Here is an 18,528-nt window from a genome sequence, read left to right on the forward strand (position 1 = left end):
CAGAGAAGGGAAAATATAGTACACAGCGTATAAGATTTAACTCCAATTCTTCTGCTTAATTTTTTGTTACATACTTATAAATTTTTCCCACGGCTTACTTATCACTTGTTCAAAATCTACAATGTCTGAGCGACCTGAGACTTGCCAAAGACCTGTAATACCAGGTAAAACTTCATGTCGAATAAAATGATGTTCAGAAAACTTGTCTACATCTCTAGTAGGTAACGGACGGGGGCCTACTATACTCATTTCTCCAAAGATAACGTTAAAAAGTTGAGGTAATTCGTCTAAACTATAGCGCCGAAGAAATTTTCCAACGCGAGTAATACGAGGGTCATCTTTAATTTTAAAGATAATCCCATCTTTCGTTTCATTTAAAGCTTCTAATTCTTTCTGTAATTTTTCTGCATCAGACCTCATAGTTCTGAATTTCCATACTTTGAATTGTTGCCCATGTAGACCTATACGCGTTTGCCTGTAAAATACTGTTCCAGGAGAGTCCAGTTTTATAGCTACAGCTATAGCTACATAAATCGGAAATGATAACATTACAAGTAAAGTTGCAAAACAGAAATCACAAGTACGTTTTATCCAAAAATCCTTACCTGTAATTATCGGACAATCCAAACTCAGACAAGGCATTCCCCCTATTTTATTAAATTCTATGTTTTTATAGATTGGTTTTAATTCCATCGGCAAAATATGTACTTGAATACCAGATGCTTGAAATAACCAGCATAAAAACATTCTATTTTTTAGAGCATCCCAAGATATAAAAACCTCTGTTACACCTAATTCATTAAGTTGATTTAATGTTTTTTGACGCTGATATCTGTCTAATGAATTAGCATGAGCAGTTCCAGACACAATATAGTGCTTTTCTTTTTTAATAAAGCTAGCAATCTGCTCATGGTCTTGAGGATCACAAATAATGAAGACAGAAGAACGAACTATTTTTTTCTGCTTACGGAGATATTCCAAGGTAATATTTACACCGTATCTCCCAGTACAAATAAATAATATACTTAGAAGCCAAGATAACAATATTAATTTTGGGCGTGTAATATCAACAACTGGTTGATACAAAAAACAAGCAAATATTATTAGTCCATGAGCAAAAGTTAACGATTTAATAATGTTCAAATAGTCATAGCGTTTTTGACCTTCTCTATAAATACCTTCTATAGCTAGCGATCCTATTTGAATACCAATAGTTATTAAAATCGGTAAGTAATGACTAGGTAGATCCCAAGAAAAACTACCATAAAAAGATTTGTATCCAGCAAAAACCCAAGCTAAGGATAAAAGTGTATAGTCTACCAGAAACAATGTTATTAATCTCAACCACCATGAACCTTTGCGTACCCTTACAGATGAAGATGCACGTAAATCCAAAGGTGCTTCACTGAATTTATTTGTTGTAATGCTTTGATTACTCATACTGAGGAACACTTGGTATATTTAAAATTTGATTGAATTTGATCAAAACTTAATATTTAAGACAAGTGAGATATCCCACATTTTTATTTCAAAGAAACCCCTTCTTTGTAGCCTAAATATTATTAACTATTTTGTTCGGAGTAACTTGAATTTATCTATCAAAAGCATATTCCAGGATAGGTTTGAGAAAATTTACTACCCAGATATTTAGCTTTTGTTGCAGGTCAAGATTCAGTTGAGTCTGGATATTTTGAGCTTTGAGCGCAAGAAAATGATTTTTTGGTAAGTTAACTTCTTATAGTTTAATAAAATTCCTGACATGACATTAATAATTAAATAGGTCAGGTAAAAGTATTAGGCTTTTGAAAGGGCGTAACAGTTGAACTGAGTGATTACAGTTCTATTGCAGAGTTTTACTTCTATGAGACAATTATGTTCCTTCGGGAACTACTGTAGCATATTTAGCTAGATGAATTTAGCTTTCCTTAGAAGTTCTCTGTTTTTTACGCATAATTACTTAATTAATAAGACTTACACACATAACATATAACGAAACGCATCAAAAGTTTGAATAATGTTACAAAAATTTACAAAAATTATTTCGTGCTTGAACTTGTGTTAAGTCTCATGGTTATTTTGAGAGAATTTTGTAACAGACTAACAACAATAAATTCTAATAAATGAACAAAATCTATCTGTGAGTCTTGTTATATCTGCATTTATAGATAGTTTCACCTTCTAAGCCTTTTTTCCTACATTATCTTTATGCCAATGATATGTTTTTATGGAGGCCTGATTTAAGAATGGTAGCATCAAGTAAAAAATATTACGCCGCTTTGTATGAAGGAAATCGCCAAAATAGCTTAAAACACGTACTTTTAATCTCCTTATGTTCTTAGATTTCAACTCGGATTGCTATAGTCCTGAGTCGCCAGTTCCTCTCTCATGTGTTTTTAGTATATGCAACTCATGACCCCTACTTAATTATTTAAACAAATCATAATCATGGCTTCACACTATTTTTACATATAAATAAACACAATGAAGATTCGGTAATAATTATTTTTTACTCTAACAAATTCATATAAAAAAAGATAAAGTCTTATCAGTATTATTTCCCGTAAGTTTATATCTTGTAAAAAAAGTTTAATTTGTTAACTAAAATGAAAGTAAAAAGTGCTGAACTGTTGCTATACCTAAAAAAATGAATAATGATACTTTTACTTTAATTGGTATTTAAAAGTTACCGCTTTAAATTAAATATTTGTTAAAAATGGCGATTGTTATGTTAAATATAAATCGATTATCTACAGATTTAAATACAAATTATATTTGAAAATTTATATGATTTGCCTGTGTACGAGAACCTAGAAACTGTTCGCCCAGCGTCTCACATCTGAAGCCAAGCTAGGTTGTGTTTATACAACTTCGGGCTTCTATGCTGAGATACTTAATGTATAGCCTCGCATAGGATTTGATATAAACGCATATACAATAAAGAATAAATAAATTAAAATAATGGCATCTCCTTATGGAGTTGGTACATAGAAAATGCAGATAAATAGGCAAATTTCAGAATATAAGCAAAATATTCCCTTAAACAGCTTAACTAATATCCTCGATACTCAAGTTATACAGGAATGGAATGATACTGAACTAGATCATCATCAGGATTTGTGCATCCATCAAATGTTTGAGATGCAAGTTGAGCGATCGCCCCAGTCCATTGCTGTAATATTTGAAAATACGCAACTTACTTATTGGCAGCTAAATCAGCAGGCTAATCAACTAGCACATCACCTACGTGCTTTAGGCGTTGGTCCTGAAGTACTTGTAGGCATTTGCCTAGAGCGCTCCTTGGAGATGATAGTAGGACTACTGGGAATTCTCAAAGCTGGAGGTGCTTACGTGCCTTTAGATCCGGCATATCCCTCAGAGCGTTTAGCCTTCATATTGGAAGACACTCAGACACCAGTATTGTTAACCCAAGAAAAATTGCTCAAGAACTTGCCACCGCATCAAGCACAGGTAGTTTGTCTCGATTCAAATTGGCAAGGCAATATTCAAAACAGTCAAGAAAATCCTGTAAATGAAACGACAGATGATAATCTTATCTACGTAATTTACACATCTGGCTCTACAGGACAGCCCAAGGGTGTTATGATCCCTCATCGTGGTATCCGCAACCAACTCTACTGGCGGCAAACCACCTTTAGATTAACTCAGGCAGATAAGGTTTTACTGACTATTTCTTTTAGCTTCGATCCCTCAGTGTGGCAGATATTCTGGCCATTGTGCTTCGGGGGGCAATTGATCGTGGCTCGCCCTGGTGGACATCAAGACACTGCATACCTTGTGAAGGTTATTACTGAGCAGAAAATCACTGTTTTGGCCTTAGTACCTTCCATACTGCGTGTCTTACTAGAAGAAAAGGGAATTGAGAATTGCTCATTTCTGAGGCATATTACCTGTGGTGGTGAAGCTTTACCTGGCGAACTCATAGAACGCTTTTTTGCCAAACTGGATTTGGACAATGTTCTCCATAATTGCTATGGCCCGACAGAAGCCTCTATTGATACCACTTTCTGGACTTGTCAGCGCGGCACTAATTCTACCATTGCTCCTATAGGTCGCCCCGTGGCCAATGCAGAGATTCACATCCTTGATGAAAATTTGCAGCCTGTGCCTGTTGGTGAATCAGGTGAACTGCACATTGGTGGTATTGGTTTGGCGCGGGGCTATCTTAACCGTCCAGAATTGACCATAGATAAGTTTATTTTCAATCCTTTTAGCTCTGAACCTGGGGCACGTCTTTACAAAACTGGGGATTTGGCACGTTACTTAAGCGATGGAAATATCGAGTTTACTGGTCGCATTGACTACCAAGTAAAGATTCGTGGCTACCGAATTGAATTGGGAGAAATTGAAGCCATATTAGACCAACATCCTTCACTGACACAGACTCTAGTCATCGCTAGAGAGGATATTAATGGCGACAAACAACTCGTGGCTTATGTTGTTGCTAATGCAGAGCAAATTCCTAGTCGAGTTGAATTACGTCGCTTTTTGCAAAGTCAGCTACCTGAATATATGGTGCCTGCTTACTTTGTATTTTTGGACACCCTACCATTAAACCCTAATGGTAAAATAGACCGCCAAGCTTTACCTGCACCCGATTTATCAAGACAAGCATCGGAAGTTACCTTTGTTGCTCCTCGTAATGAAGTGGAGCGCGAGATAACACAGATTTGGGAACAGATTTTAGGTGTCCAACCTATTGGCGTAAAGGATAACTTCTTTGAGGTAGGAGGAAACTCCATCTTAGCAGTAAAACTATTTTGGCAAATTGAGAAGATATTTAGTAAAAATCTTCCTCTTGCTATTCTCTTTCAGTCTGGGACTGTAGAGGCTTTAGCCAAAATAATCTCTCAAGAAGAAGATTTAGCAATAAACTTGGCTTCAGTAAATACCTTAGACAAATCAAAATCTAGCTGGTCATCCCTGGTAGAAATCCAACCCAATGGTTCCAAGCCACCTTTTTTCTGTATTCACGGACTTGGCGGAGAAGTCTTGTGTTTCCGTGAATTAGTATTGCATTTGGGGTTAGACCAACCATTCTATGGACTACAGCCACAAGGACTAGATGGAAAACAGCCCTTGTATACGCGGGTAGAAGACATGGCAACTCATTACATTCAAGAAATCCAGACCATTCAACCCAATGGGCCTTATTTTCTGGGAGGTTATTCTTTTGGGGGTGTAGTTGCTTTTGAGATGGCTCGGCAACTCCAGCAGCAAGGTCAAGAAGTTGGTATTTTAGTTATGCTTGATAGTTGCCGTCCAGGTTATAGTTGGCGGGCACCATTTCTGAAGCGAGTTTTTTTGCATTTAAATAATATAGCTCAACAAGGGCCTGTCTACTTTTGGCAAAGACTTGTGAAATGGATTTATTGGGGTACGCAGCGTCTCCAAAAAACATATCAGCGTTACTTGCAAGGGATAATTGATTTCCCTGCAAATGACAAGCACTTAAAGATAATGGATGCTAACACTCAAGCCATCAGTGAATATATCTTTTCACCTTACCTTGGTCGAGCTGTTCTCTTGCGAGCAGACGATCAGAGTCGGGACGAAGCTATAGGGACACAATATGATCCTCAATTCGGCTGGGGCGACTTAGTTGCTGGAGGATTAGATATCCATTACATTTCTGGATCTCACCATAACCTATTTAATGAACCGCATGTACAGGTGTTAGCCGAAACATTGAGAAATTGCTTAATCCAAGCGCAGTCTCCAAATAATTAATTTGACAACCTACTACCCTTGCAAGAGAAGTCTAGTAATTTTGGATTTTGAATCGGGATCAAATAAAGCATTATAAAATCAAAGAAACAAGTGCCAAAATCGGCTTAACTCTTCGACTTATACAGCAAATTTCACGTTTGTGAGAGACCAAAATACTCCACTGCCGTGATTCGCTCACCTTCACGCCACTTGCTTCTTGGCAATTGAGAACCGCTATATCTAGATTGTGGGAGTCTCAACCCACTACTGCTGGGTAATTTTGTCATTTCTTAGTCTAAACACAAATTGGGAGAATAACGGAAAAATCACTTGCTAGTGGTAATTAGGATGAGATAATTATTCTGTGGAACGGGAATACTGGTCGCAGTCCAATAACCAAAAGACCTGACCAATTTAATATGCGATGAATCTTGCTAGTGCCACTGATTGAACAGAGGTATTTATTGTGGCACTGTAGGCTTGGATGACTGTCGTTTTTTATTTATGTTGGTAAACAATCCACAATCTACTGATGCTATATAGACGATTTGGACGCACAGAATTACAGATGCCAGTGTTTTCCTGCGGTGGCATGAGATATCAGTTTAAGTGGCAGGATGTACCCGATAATGAAATTCCTGCTGATAGCCAGGCGAATCTGGAAGCGACGATTAGAAGGGCAGTCGAGGTTGGGATTAATCATATTGAAACTGCTCGTGGTTATGGCACTTCCGAAATGCAATTGGGAAGAGTTCTACCCCAGCTTCCCCGTGAAAAGTTGATTGTTCAAACCAAAATCAGTCCAAAGGAAGATGCGAAAGAATTCCGCAATACATTTGAACAATCATTGAAAAATCTCCAGCTAGATTATGTCGATCTACTGGGATTGCACGGTATCAATCATACTGAGTCATTAGACTATAGCATCCGTCCCGGTGGTTGCTTGGAAGTAGCACAGCAGTTGCAAGCAGAAGGAAAAGTTAGATTTATTGGTTTTTCCACACACGGATCAACAGATACAATTGTGCAGACAATTAATACCAATCTATTTGATTACGTAAATCTGCACTGGTACTACATTAATCAATGGAATTGGGCGGCAATTGAAGCAGCTAAACGCCACGATATGGGGGTGTTTATCATTAGTCCATCTAATAAAGGAGGTTTGTTGTATGAACCTCCAGAAAAATTAGTAAATCTTTGCGCCCCCTTGAGTCCAATGGTGTTTAATGATTTGTTTTGTTTGAGTCATCAAGAGGTACATACTCTGAGTGTGGGAGCAGCAAAACCACAAGATTTTGATGAACACCTGAAGACTTTGGAATTAGTAGATCGGGCATCAGAAATTTTGCCGCCCATCTTAGCAAGATTGGAAAAAGAAGCGATCGCTACTTTGGGGGAAGATTGGGTAAAATCCTGGGAAACAAATCTACCAACTTACGATCAAACCCCTGGTGAGGTCAATATTCAGGTGATTTTGTGGCTGCGGAATTTAGCGATCGCCTACGACCTCGTAGATTATGGCAAAATGCGCTACAACCTACTTGGTGATGGCGGTCACTGGTTTCCTGGTAATAAAGCGGATCGGCTAGAGGAATTAAACTTGCAGCAATGTCTTGCCCGCAATCCCCATGCCGATAAAATCCCCCAATTTCTGGAGCAAGCGCATCAGATGTTGGCGGGTGAAGCGGTCAAACGTCTATCTAAGACTTGATAAATTGGGAATTGGGCGAGAAATAACTCCTAACTCCTGTACAGACGCGATTAATCGCGTCTCCTAACTCCTCAACGATCGCTGTCAGATTTTTTCGTATCTGCTGATTTAGTTGCCTTCGGTACTACTAGCACTTTGTCAACGCGGTTCCCATCCATATCCATCACTTCAATTCGCATACTTTGCCATTCAAAATGATCTGCTGCGGCAGGAATACGACCTAAATGGGTGATGACAAAACCGCCCAAGGTTTGATAACTGCCGCGTTCCTCGGATTCCCACTCTTCCATACCAAAAAGTTCTAAAAACTCCTCTACAGGTAACATCCCATCCAAAAGCCAGGAACCATCTTCGCGTTGCACAGCTTGGGGTTGATCCTGCCCATCTGTTGAAGGAACATCACCAACGATTTCGCTCATGATGTCGTTGAGAGTAACTAATCCTTGTATTACGCCGTATTCATCCACTACTAGTGCCATATGAGTAATAGTTTGCTTGAACAATTCTAAAACTTTCAATCCACGGGTACTTTCTGGCACAAATACGGGCTGCCGCAATCCCACTGTTAAATCTAGTGGTTCTCCTCGGAAACTCCTGGCTAATAAGTCGGTGACAGGGATAACACCCAGCACGTTGTCAAGTCCCGCCTGACAAACTGGATACCGAGAATAGGCACTATCAACCATTTTTTGGCGATTTTCTTCGGGAGTGTCTTCTAAATCTAACCAGACGATATCGGGGCGGGGTGTCATTAAGTAGCTGACGGGGCGATCGCCTAAACGAAAAACTCGCTCTACCATATCCTGTTCGGCTTCCTCAAAAGTTCCCGCCTCAGTGCCTTGCTCAATTAAGATTTTTATTTCTTCTTCGGTGACTTGCGGCTCGGTAGAAGCTGTTATTCCCAGCACTCGCAGGATTAAATCTGTAGAAGCACTTAATAGAAAAACTACTGGAGAAGCGATCGCAGCCAAGGCTTGCATCGGAATCGCTACAATCGAGGCAATCCTTTCTGGATTATTTAATGCCAGACGCTTTGGTACCAATTCGCCAACAATCAGCGACAAATAGGTAATGATCAAAACGACTATTCCAAAAGATATGGGTTCGCTATAAGGTGCTAACAAAGGCACAAGTTTTACATAGACTGCCAGTCGATTGGCAATTGTTGCTCCTCCAAAAGCACCAGTCAGGATACCGATTAGGGAAATACCTACTTGAACGGTTGACAGGAAATGATTTGGAGATTCAGCAAGTGTCAATGCTACCCTAGCCTTGGCATCTCCTTGATTGGCAAGCTGTTGTAGCCTGACTTTCCGGGCTGAGACAATCGCCATCTCAGACATAGAAAACACGCCATTGGCAATAATTAGCACCAAAATGATTAAAATTTCAAAAGTGATGGGGGACATGTTTAAAATTGCCGCTTATCAGAGCGAATGTAGCTCAATACCTAGTATCTAGTATTAAAGGTGCTTCTATAAATGCTTTTACTGTACACAAAGTAATAGTTATAGTTCTTAAGTCTATTAGTTGCTGTGCATTATTCTTCCACCGAAAGAATAAGAAGTCTGTCAACACTTTTAAAATAGTTGACATAAACTGCCTCAAGATTTTCTGACTCACAAAGACTCCCACCGCTAGTTGTACTTATGTCATTTTCTTCTATTGTGCGTGCCTTAGCGCGATCGCCGCTCACCACTGAATTTATTTCTAAGCTAAACCGACAACAAGAATTGCGGTTAAATGGCATTTCTCGATTGCCCAAGGGTTTGGTTGCTTCGGCATTGGCGCAGTCTCAGGGTAAGAATTTGTTCGTAGTTTGCGCCACTCTGGAAGAAGCTGGACGCGTTTATGCACAACTGGAGGCAATGGGATGGCAAACAGTACATTTTTATCCCACCTCCGAGGCTTCTCCCTACGAACCTTTTGACCCGGAAACTGAGATGAGTTGGGGACAAATGCAGGTATTGGCAGATTTGGTAATGGGGAATGGGGAATGGGGAATGGGGAATGGGGAAGAAAACCAGATCCCATCCAATTCTCAATTACCCAAGATGGCAATTGTGGCTACTCAAGGGGCGCTGCAACCACATTTGCCTCCACCAGAAGCTTTTGGGCAATTTTGTCTTACCTTGAAGCGGGGGATGGAATTAGACTTAAATGCCTTCAGTGAGAAAATCACGATTCTGGGGTATGAACGAGTACCTCTGGTGGAAACGGAAGGACAATGGAGCCGAAGGGGTGATATTGTTGATGTTTTCCCAGTTTCATCTGAGTTTCCAGTCAGGTTGGAATGGTTTGGTGATGAAATTGAGCAAATGCGGGAATTTGACCCAGCAACCCAACGTTCTGCACTCGATAAAGTTGACCAGTTAATTCTTACCCCCACTAGCTTTGCTCCCATCGTCATGGCGGCACTGAAGAGTGCTGAGTTACGAGTGCTGAGTCCTGAGTTAAATCCTGACTCAGAACTTAGCACTGAAAACTCATCATTGTTGGAGGGTAGTCGTCGCTTTTTGGGGTTGGCTTTTGAGCAACCAGCATCTCTGCTAAATTACCTATCAGAAAATACATTGATTGCTATTGATGAGCCAGAACAGTGCCATGCTCATAGCGATCGCTGGGTCGAAAATGCTGAGGAACAATGGAGGATGGGGAATGGGGAATGGGGAACTTGTACTGAGCGCAGTCGAAGTATGGGGAATGGGGAAGAGTCTAAGCAGGTACCGAGAATTCATCGGTCATTTGATGACTGTTTGGCTGATATTGCAAAATTTAAAACACTATATTTATCGGAACTGTCAGAGGAAAATAGTGGGATCAATCTTTCTAGTCGATCGCTTCCAGTTACGCCACACCAGTTTGCTAAACTAGCTGAAACCATCCGTCAAGAACGCGATCGCAATTTCTCAATCTGGCTACTTTCTGCTCAACCTTCGCGTTCTGTCTCGCTATTGCAAGAACATGATTGTCCAGCCCAGTTTATCCCCAATCCCCGCGACTACCAAGCGATAGATAAGCTGCAAATTAACCATACTCCCATAGCCTTAAAATATTCCGGTCTTGCGGAACTCGAAGGTTTTATTCTGCCGACATACCGAATAGTAATCGTTACAGACCGGGAATTTTTTGGACAGCATTCCTTAGCGACTCCCGGCTATATCCGCAAGCGCCACAAAGCTACTTCTAAACAAGTTGATCCCAATAAATTGCGTCCAGGTGATTATGTAGTTCACAGAAATCATGGTGTTGGCAAATTTGTCAAGCTGGAAAGTTTGACGATTAATAATGAAACCCGTGATTATTTAGTGGTGCAGTATGCTGACGGGTTATTAAGAGTTGCCGCCGATCAAGTGGGTGCTTTATCCCGGTTTCGCGCCGGAGGTGATAAAGCACCGGAACTCAACAGGATGACTGGTAAAGCTTGGGAAAATACCAAGAATAAAGTCCGCAAAGCCATCAGAAAATTGGCGGTGGACTTGTTGAAACTGTATGCTGCGCGATCGCAACAACAAGGTTTTAGCTTTCCCAGTGATATGCCTTGGCAGGAAGAATTGGAAGATTCTTTCCCCTACCAACCCACAACGGATCAACTCAAAGCTGTACAAGATGTGAAACGCGACATGGAAAGCGATCGCCCAATGGATCGCTTAGTTTGTGGCGATGTCGGTTTTGGGAAGACGGAAGTGGCGATTCGTGCTGTTTTTAAAGCAGTCACCGCCGGTAAACAAGTGGCACTCCTTGCGCCAACGACAATTTTAACACAGCAGCATTACCATACACTCAAAGAACGTTTTGCACCTTACCCGGTGAATGTCGGCTTGCTCAACCGTTTTCGGTCTGCTGAAGAACGCCGCGATATTCAAAAGCGATTGGCAACTGGTGAATTAGATGTAGTTGTTGGTACACAGCAACTTTTGGGTAAAGGCGTGATGTTCCGGGATTTAGGACTGTTGGTGGTGGATGAAGAACAGAGGTTTGGGGTAAACCAGAAAGAAAAAATTAAAAGCCTGAAAACTCAAGTGGACGTGCTTACACTCTCCGCCACACCCATTCCCCGTACTTTATATATGTCCTTGTCGGGAATTCGGGAAATGAGTTTAATTACTACACCACCCCCAACTAGACGAGCGATTAAAACCCATCTGTCACCGATAAATTCTGAAAGTATCCGCAGTGCAATTCGTCAAGAATTAGATAGAGGTGGACAGGTTTTTTATGTAGTTCCGCGAGTGGACGGGATTGAAGAAACCACAGCCAATTTACGAGAAGTGATACCGGGAGCTAGATTTGCGATCGCTCACGGTCAGATGGATGAAAGCGAGTTAGAATCAACCATGCTCACTTTCAGTAATGGCGACGCAGACATCCTTGTTTGTACAACAATTATTGAATCTGGCTTAGATATTCCGCGAGTCAACACCATTTTAATTGAAGATGCTCACCGCTTTGGATTGGCACAACTTTATCAATTACGTGGTCGTGTGGGACGTGCAGGTATCCAAGCTCATGCTTGGTTATTTTATCCCAAGCAACGGCAATTATCTGATGCAGCACGGCAAAGATTACGAGCAATTCAAGAATTTACTCAGTTAGGTTCTGGGTATCAGCTAGCGATGCGCGACATGGAAATCAGAGGTGTGGGTAACTTGCTAGGTGCTGAACAATCCGGTCAAATGGATGCCATCGGCTTTGATTTATACATGGAAATGCTGGAAGAAGCAATTCGGGAAATCCGAGGACAAGAAATTCCGAAAGTGGAGGATACCCAGATTGACCTTAACCTGACGGCATTTATCCCAGCAGATTATATTACCGATTTGGATCAAAAAATGAGTGCTTATCGGGCGGTGGCCACAGCTAAATCTAAATCAGAATTAAATCAGATTGCAGCCGAGTGGAGCGATCGCTATGGTAGTTTACCTGTCCCTGCAAATCAACTTTTGCGAGTCATGGAACTTAAACAGCTAGCGAAAAAACTCGGATTTAGCCGGATTAAACCAGAACAAAAGCAGCATGTTGTTTTAGAAACGCCGATGGAGGAACCAGCTTGGAATTTGTTGGCGGCGAATTTACCAGACAATCTCAAGACGCGCTTTGTGTATTCGCCTGGTAAAGTGACGGTGCGCGGTTTAGGAGTTTTTAAAGCAGATCAACAATTGCAGAATTTGATTGATGCTTTCGGGAGAATGCAAGGTGCGATTCCAGAGGCGGCTGTTGTTTGATTGCTAGTTTAACCTTATACCTATTGTAAAATTATTTACTGCTGTATGTATTACGTTCTTACTACAGTCGAAGGTTTACACCTAACGTGCGATTTTGTTGTTTACTCGGCTGCTTTATATGGCTGTCAGCCAGATTACACACCTAGCCCGACAGGACTACATGAAGTATATCGTCAGCCATATGAATATCTTGGCGTGATTCAATTCAAAGATTACGCTTTATTTGGCCCTATTTCAGCAATGGATAATTTGACTCTAGAGGCTATGGACAGTCTGGAAACTAAGAGACTTAAGGATTTCACTTACATTGCTTTTGAAGCAAATTTTAATGATCAAGATTTAGCTTCAATCGGAAGTCTAAACAACAACGAAAAATTTTTACAGCAATTACTGGAGCAGGGGGAAAGAATTATCGATGTAATTAGATTATTCCTCTTCAAACCTGGAAATAACACAAGTATCGGGCGTGTCGGGGCTGTTGGAAATGGAGTTTCTGGTGTGTGGATTGGTGATGATGGTCAACACGCAAAATTTATTGCTAGACAAGTTTCCCCTTATCAATTTGTTCAAAAACCAATGCGGGTAACGCTTACAGATGTGCGAAAAATATATAACGACCCTGTATTCAAAGAGCTTTGTTCTGCTGCCTGTAATACTCTTGACAACATTGATCCTCTGCTTAAACGAATTTTTCAAGGATTATTTGCATTTCGAGAAAGTCGAGAAATTCAAAATCAAGAGGCAAGATTTTTGAGGTTGGCTTCTCTGGCAGAGCATCTAGCAAAAAAAGATGCGACTGAGCATCTCCAGGGACTCGAATTACGAAATCGTATTGCTCAGATAGCACAATCAGGTTGGGACGAAAAAAGTGATGTATTGAATGTAGTGAAGGATTTGTGGAAGCACGTCAGAAATCCACTTACTCATTCAGTTGAGACCTTCACTTCGATTGCTCGTGATCCAAAACAAGACATACCAAACATGGAGAGGATTGTAATAGATATGCTGCAAGCAGTTGTTATTGCATGGCGTGATGAGCAATTTGGCACTGACGCATACACATCACTGCTATCAGAGTAAAGTATGCTTCGATAACAAGCTAAGTAAACTGAAGCAGAACAATGCATTGGCTGATAATTGCAGGTTGCATTGACACCAACAAGCTCAACACTTAGCTTTTATTCAAATCCTACCACTTCTGCTATTGTGAGCGATCGCAGAAGCGCCTGTTGTTTGAACCCTAGCAACATCAATTTGAGTAGCCACAGTTGAGACCAAACAGATATCGTTATTAGCATATTCTCACAAACTAGCTCAACAAGTAAGTTTATGAAAATCAGAGCAATCATTCATCCAGCAGAAGAAGGCGGCTATTGGGCAGAGGTTCCCGCGCTTCCCGGTTGTATTACCGAAGGAGACACCATAGAAGAGGTAATGGCTAATTTAAAAGATGCTATTGAAGGTTGGCTTGAAGTTGCCAACAGTCGTAATGCAATTGAGTCAACAGATCAAGTTGTCGAAATTGCTGTATGAAATCGATTTCTGGCAAGCAACTTTGTAAGATTGTGGAGCAAAAAGGTTGGGTTTTGCAAAGAATTACTGGCAGTCATCATATTTATGAAAACCTTGAAGTAGAAAAAATCCTGTCAATTCCTGTTCACCGCAATCAAGATTTGAAAGTTGGAACCTTGAAAGCCTTGATGAAAATAGCCCAGCTATCTGAAGAAGATTTACTTTAATTTCAAATTACTGCTCTGATTCATCTAGTAACTTGCTTGGTTCACCGGGGTAGAAATCATAGTCCACAATCTCTACCAAACTGTAAGGACATTCTACTGGAAAAGTCCGCTTGGGCAAATCTGTTTCTCCAACAGCCAATTCGACACCTTTAAGGTAGGCTTTGCGAAGCGCTTCTTCAAGATAGGGCTTTAGGCTAGGATTGTCTTCGAGTAGTTCAGCAATATCTAAGCGTTAAATACGAAGTGTTGCTAACCAACTACGACTACGGCGTTGGGGCTGGTACTGCCATTTTAGTAAATGTCCAATCAACACACTCAGACGGTTCCGTAATTCTTGACGTTGCTGTTTACCCAAAGATTGAATCTCCTCAATCAGATTTTGCAGATCAATCTGACTCCACTGCTCATTGCGAAGTAAAGTTGCTTGTTCCTGTGTCCAAGCGTAAAAATCAGTTTCGTATAAGCTTGGTGAAAGCATTGGTATCTTTGGGTTTGTTTCAGGTACACCCATTAGGTTAGTTCAACCTCAACGTCTTTAGCTTGTATTGTAGAACTGTCTCAAACTCTTTTAGTGCTATTGAGAGAGATTGTTTGCTCGTACTCAAACCCTACTACTTCGGCTATGGAGCGATCGCACCCTAACAACCCCAACAGAGTGCAAGCAGAGATAATTTATAGTATGACTTTTGTAACGATTAACAGCTATGACAGAGCTACTTGAACAAGCGATCGCCAAACTAAAAAATTTACCTGCTAATGAACAAGATGCGATCGCGGCGATGATTTTGGCAGAACTAGAAGATGAACGCCGTTGGGATGAAGCTTTTGCCCGTTCTCCAGATATGCTTGCCAAACTTGCAGCCGAGGCAATGGCTGAATACCGTGCAGGTAAAACCCAAGAGTTAGATCCAGATACATTGTGAAGTCACGTATAACCTCTCAGTTTCGTCAAGGGTTTGCTGATCTACCTGAGCAAGTTCAAGAGCAAACCCGTGAGGCATACCGCCTTTTCAAACAAGATCCGAGCCATCCAAGCTTGCGCTTCAAAAAAGTACATCCAGAACTACCAATTTATTCAGCACGGATTGGCAAAAATTATCGAGCGGTTGGACAGTTAGATGGAGATACTGTTATTTGGTTTTGGCTTGGTTCACACGCAGAGTATAACAAGTTGCTCTCTCAGTTGTAGCGACGCAGTGCGATCGCATACCCCATTTTGATTCAAAGATGAGCGCTTACTGTGCGGGAACGGTAGCGAAATCTGAAGCAGAATTAACCTAGATTGGAGTTAATTGGTGCGATCACCCTTTTTTTTAATACAACAAGCGATCGCTTTTTTATATCTCAAAATTTTGATACTATATATAGTATCATCTCTCAATAAGCAAATTAAGAAAATTAGTAGATCAGTTCCTAAAACGACCTCCAGAAGTGCGGTTTCAGGAAGTTTACTATCTATTGGAAGCTTTTGGCTTTGAAGAGAAAAGGTCTAAAGGTAGCCATCATAGCTTCCGAGACTCCCAAGGTAAAACCATCACTGTACCCAAAACAGGAGGACAAAAAGTTAAAGGAGTCTATGTACAGCAAATAGTTGAACTTTTAAATTTAGAAGAGTGGATTGATGAAGACACTGAACCAGAAGAACCAGCAGATTGAGAAGCCGTCCTTAGAATATTATTTAAATCTTCAGTACCCTGTAACACTTTACCCCGATCAAGAGGGGGGATATATAGCTCAAATAAAAGATTTACCTGGATGTCTTACCCAAGGTGAAACCCTTGAAGAGACAGTGGCAAATCTCAATGAAGCGCGAGAATTATGGATTGAAACAGCTTATGAAGCTGGCGATGATATTCCCTTACCAAGTAGTAATGATAGCTATAGCGGTAAACTACTACTGCGGATGCCGAAATCTTTACATCGACGTTTAGCTGAGACTTCTGAACGGGAAGGCGTTAGTCTCAACCAGTATATTGTGTCTTTGTTGAGTGCGATTTCCCGATGATTTATAAATATTCAAAAAATACTTCAGGTACTAATCGTAATTCACCAGATTCAAAGCGAGAGATATCTATCCATAACGCTCTATGTTTATGATGTTGTGATTCTGAAAAAATTAGACTTTCCAGTTGATAAAATTTTGAATCAACAAAGTCACATTGATAAAGCTGAATGATTTCATGACCTTGCCTACCATTAAATGTAAACAGGTTCTCTATACAACCTAGATATTTAATATTCCTTAAGTCTGCCTGAATTTCCTCTTGAAACTCTCGTTCTAAGGCGGCGTGGCTGGTTTCGCCAAAATCAACACCACCGCCTAAAGCTCGATAAAATGTTTCTTGCTTTACGGGATCATAGCCTTCAGAAACAAATATGCGTTCGCCATCTCGAATTAGCCCCAAGGCTATTACCCGAATTTCGCCTGCTTTATTCATTTTTATAACTAATTATCATAAATAGACTGAGGACGACTTTCGCTATCCTCAATAGGCCAATCTGGATTTTCGCCACCGATGTACAATTCTTCAATGGTGACGTATTCCTGACTTAGCTGGGTGAGGGCGTTGATTAAAATATCTAATGCGATCGCATCACTGGTTCCTAAGTCAAACCAACAACGCCCCCACTGTCCCTCATATTCAAACTCACCGATGTTGTGCATCAGTGCTAGCAAGCTTTTGTCATACCCTTGCTCATCATAATTCATGTAGCTGATATCGAGTCCAGTGTCCTGCACCTGAAGATTCTCTGCATTAAATGCGCCCAATTTACCCAGATAAAACCAGGAATTGAAAACTTCTTCTACATACTGTTTTTCACGTGCAGAAGGATTTGTACTGAATTTCAGCCAAATCCACATATCAAAAGGATTAATTTCGCGGAACTGAATCTCCATTTTGGTCTAATATCTCAATTACTGTTCTGCAAATAAGCATATCAAAGTAGGGAGTGGGGAATGGGGAATTGGGAATTGGGAATTGGGGCTAAGGATTGTTAAGGCTAGCAGCATTTTTGCTTTCACGCTCAATTTGTTTGACTAAATCGCTTGGGAGTTGGGATTTTTTAGTTAATGCTTTGTCAAAATTAGCGATCGCTTCCCGAATCATCTGCTGGCTTTTTTCTTTTTGCCCCAGTTCTTTCAGGATTTGGGCTTTGAGATAATAAATTTCTGGATTATCGAATGTGGTTTTGATCGCTCGATTGACATACTCTAGTGCTTGTGGATACCTTTTTAAATCCCGGTAAGCAAGAGCAATACCCCGATCAACGAGATACCTAGGAGCAGCATTTTTTTCTAAACGTCCAATTGATTGATCGGGACTAGCAAAAGGCAAATTAACCGCCAACAATAAATCCATATAACCCTTAATTAAATTCAGTTCTGGATCGTTTGCAGAAATTGCTTCGGCTTTATCTAAATATTCATAAACTTGCCGCAGCCTACTAAAAGCCTGCGGCACACCGTTGACTGTACCCTCACGGGTGATAATTACTGCTCCTTCTAAAAAATGACCAACAGCAGTGTATAAATTACCACGCAATGGATCGTTGGGAATCAGTTTTTGTCCGGTTTCTAGAGTTTTTTTACTGTAGGTGTTTAGTTTAGCCCAATCCTTATTTCCGTATGCCAAAGATGCCTTCATCGCATAAGCTAGAGGTTCATTTGGTTCTTTAGATATTGCTTGTTCCAGATAACGCTCTGCTACTGGATAGTTACCCTGTTGGAATATCGCTTTAAAAGCTGCTTCTGTTTGGTCGCCAATTTGATGAGGTTCGCTATTGCGAAACGGATCTCCAGCCAGGGAGGGATTTACCCACAGATTAAGTGCGATCGCCCAAGGGGCAACGCCAAAGGCAAACGCAGCACCAAAAGCAGTCTGAGCAAGGGTAGTGAGTCTGGTAGGCACTACTAATCGAGGCGAAGAAAACCTTTTAGTCATTTTAACCCTCAGAATAATTGCGGTTGAAATAGTTGTATGTGTTACTTAGAATACAAAAAATGATTAATTTTAACTTGCCTCTGCCTCAACCAAAATTTTCTTATATAAAGATTGACTTTGGTAATTTTTCCATGTTTCCAGGCTCGTCATAGCCATTGTTCCAGGGTGAGTCTGCCACA

Annotated in this window: 15 protein-coding genes and 1 pseudogene; 10 read left to right on the plus strand and 6 right to left on the minus strand. The window is 40.7% G+C overall.

The features are described from left to right. Window positions 1–66 precede the first annotated feature (66 nt). The gene (locus tag H6G86_RS23285) at window positions 67–1,440 is read right to left on the minus strand and encodes a sugar transferase (RefSeq protein WP_242064928.1); all 1,374 of its coding nucleotides are present in this window, start codon (window positions 1,438–1,440) and stop codon (window positions 67–69) included. 1,689 nt (window positions 1,441–3,129) lie between these two features. Here H6G86_RS23285 and H6G86_RS23290 point away from each other — a divergent pair. Both H6G86_RS23290 and H6G86_RS23295 read left to right on the plus strand, forming a co-directional pair. Continuing rightward, window positions 3,130–5,748 carry a thioesterase domain-containing protein gene (locus H6G86_RS23290; RefSeq protein WP_190936367.1) on the plus strand — a complete coding sequence of 873 codons (2,619 nt, stop codon included), beginning with the start codon at window positions 3,130–3,132 and terminating at the stop codon, window positions 5,746–5,748. Window positions 5,749–6,259: 511 nt separating this feature from the next. Beyond that, entirely contained in the window at window positions 6,260–7,441 is a 1,182-nt protein-coding gene (locus H6G86_RS23295; RefSeq protein WP_190936307.1) for an aldo/keto reductase, read from the plus strand. 71 nt (window positions 7,442–7,512) lie between these two features. Here H6G86_RS23295 and H6G86_RS23300 read toward each other — a convergent pair whose 3' ends face one another. Beyond that, the gene (locus tag H6G86_RS23300) at window positions 7,513–8,850 is read right to left on the minus strand and encodes a hemolysin family protein (RefSeq protein WP_190936308.1); all 1,338 of its coding nucleotides are present in this window, start codon (window positions 8,848–8,850) and stop codon (window positions 7,513–7,515) included. Between the two features lie 240 nt (window positions 8,851–9,090). On the opposite strand from H6G86_RS23300, the gene mfd reads away from it, so the two are divergent. From mfd to H6G86_RS23320, 4 genes are all read left to right on the plus strand, one after another. Beyond that, window positions 9,091–12,666 carry a transcription-repair coupling factor gene (gene mfd / locus H6G86_RS23305; RefSeq protein ID WP_190936309.1) on the plus strand — a complete coding sequence of 1,192 codons (3,576 nt, stop codon included), beginning with the start codon at window positions 9,091–9,093 and terminating at the stop codon, window positions 12,664–12,666. 195 nt (window positions 12,667–12,861) lie between these two features. Next, the gene (locus tag H6G86_RS23310) at window positions 12,862–13,746 is read left to right on the plus strand and encodes a hypothetical protein (RefSeq protein WP_190936310.1); all 885 of its coding nucleotides are present in this window, start codon (window positions 12,862–12,864) and stop codon (window positions 13,744–13,746) included. A 249-nt stretch (window positions 13,747–13,995) separates the two neighbouring features. Next, complete coding sequence (locus H6G86_RS23315) at window positions 13,996–14,199, plus strand: type II toxin-antitoxin system HicB family antitoxin (RefSeq protein ID WP_104908349.1); 204 nt, start codon at window positions 13,996–13,998, stop codon at window positions 14,197–14,199. Beyond that, window positions 14,196–14,405, plus strand: a complete 210-nt coding sequence (locus tag H6G86_RS23320) for a type II toxin-antitoxin system HicA family toxin (protein WP_190936311.1) — start codon at window positions 14,196–14,198, stop codon at window positions 14,403–14,405. The genes H6G86_RS23315 and H6G86_RS23320 overlap by 4 nt, the downstream gene beginning before the upstream one ends. Window positions 14,406–14,412: 7 nt before the next feature. Here H6G86_RS23320 and H6G86_RS23325 read toward each other — a convergent pair. After that, window positions 14,413–14,916, minus strand: a pseudogene (locus tag H6G86_RS23325) (DUF29 family protein). Between the two features lie 193 nt (window positions 14,917–15,109). On the opposite strand from H6G86_RS23325, the gene H6G86_RS23330 reads away from it, so the two are divergent. From H6G86_RS23330 to H6G86_RS23345, 4 genes are all read left to right on the plus strand, one after another. Then, on the plus strand, window positions 15,110–15,328 hold the full coding sequence (locus H6G86_RS23330) for a hypothetical protein (RefSeq protein ID WP_190936312.1): 219 nt from the start codon (window positions 15,110–15,112) through the stop codon (window positions 15,326–15,328). Next, a complete protein-coding gene (locus H6G86_RS23335; protein ID WP_190936313.1) occupies window positions 15,325–15,594 on the plus strand; it encodes a ParE family toxin-like protein in 270 nt (89 codons plus the stop codon). The genes H6G86_RS23330 and H6G86_RS23335 overlap by 4 nt, the downstream gene beginning before the upstream one ends. Before the next feature lie 242 nt (window positions 15,595–15,836). After that, the gene (locus H6G86_RS23340; protein ID WP_099100942.1) at window positions 15,837–16,061 is read left to right on the plus strand and encodes a type II toxin-antitoxin system HicA family toxin; all 225 of its coding nucleotides are present in this window, start codon (window positions 15,837–15,839) and stop codon (window positions 16,059–16,061) included. Then, the gene (locus H6G86_RS23345; protein ID WP_190936314.1) at window positions 16,027–16,410 is read left to right on the plus strand and encodes a type II toxin-antitoxin system HicB family antitoxin; all 384 of its coding nucleotides are present in this window, start codon (window positions 16,027–16,029) and stop codon (window positions 16,408–16,410) included. The genes H6G86_RS23340 and H6G86_RS23345 overlap by 35 nt, the downstream gene beginning before the upstream one ends. Window position 16,411: 1 nt before the next feature. On the opposite strand, the gene H6G86_RS23350 is transcribed toward H6G86_RS23345, so the two are convergent. From H6G86_RS23350 to H6G86_RS23360, 3 genes are all read right to left on the minus strand, one after another. Next, the gene (locus H6G86_RS23350; RefSeq protein ID WP_190936315.1) at window positions 16,412–16,843 is read right to left on the minus strand and encodes an NUDIX hydrolase; all 432 of its coding nucleotides are present in this window, start codon (window positions 16,841–16,843) and stop codon (window positions 16,412–16,414) included. Between the two features lie 8 nt (window positions 16,844–16,851). Then, window positions 16,852–17,304 carry a DUF3531 family protein gene (locus tag H6G86_RS23355; RefSeq protein ID WP_069070833.1) on the minus strand — a complete coding sequence of 151 codons (453 nt, stop codon included), beginning with the start codon at window positions 17,302–17,304 and terminating at the stop codon, window positions 16,852–16,854. Window positions 17,305–17,392: 88 nt separating this feature from the next. After that, entirely contained in the window at window positions 17,393–18,349 is a 957-nt protein-coding gene (locus H6G86_RS23360; protein WP_190936316.1) for a Sll0314/Alr1548 family TPR repeat-containing protein, read from the minus strand. Window positions 18,350–18,528: the final 179 nt, after the last annotated feature.

The sequence above is a fragment of the Nostoc sp. FACHB-133 genome (assembly GCF_014698055.1).
Lineage (GTDB): Bacteria > Cyanobacteriota > Cyanobacteriia > Cyanobacteriales > Nostocaceae > Nostoc.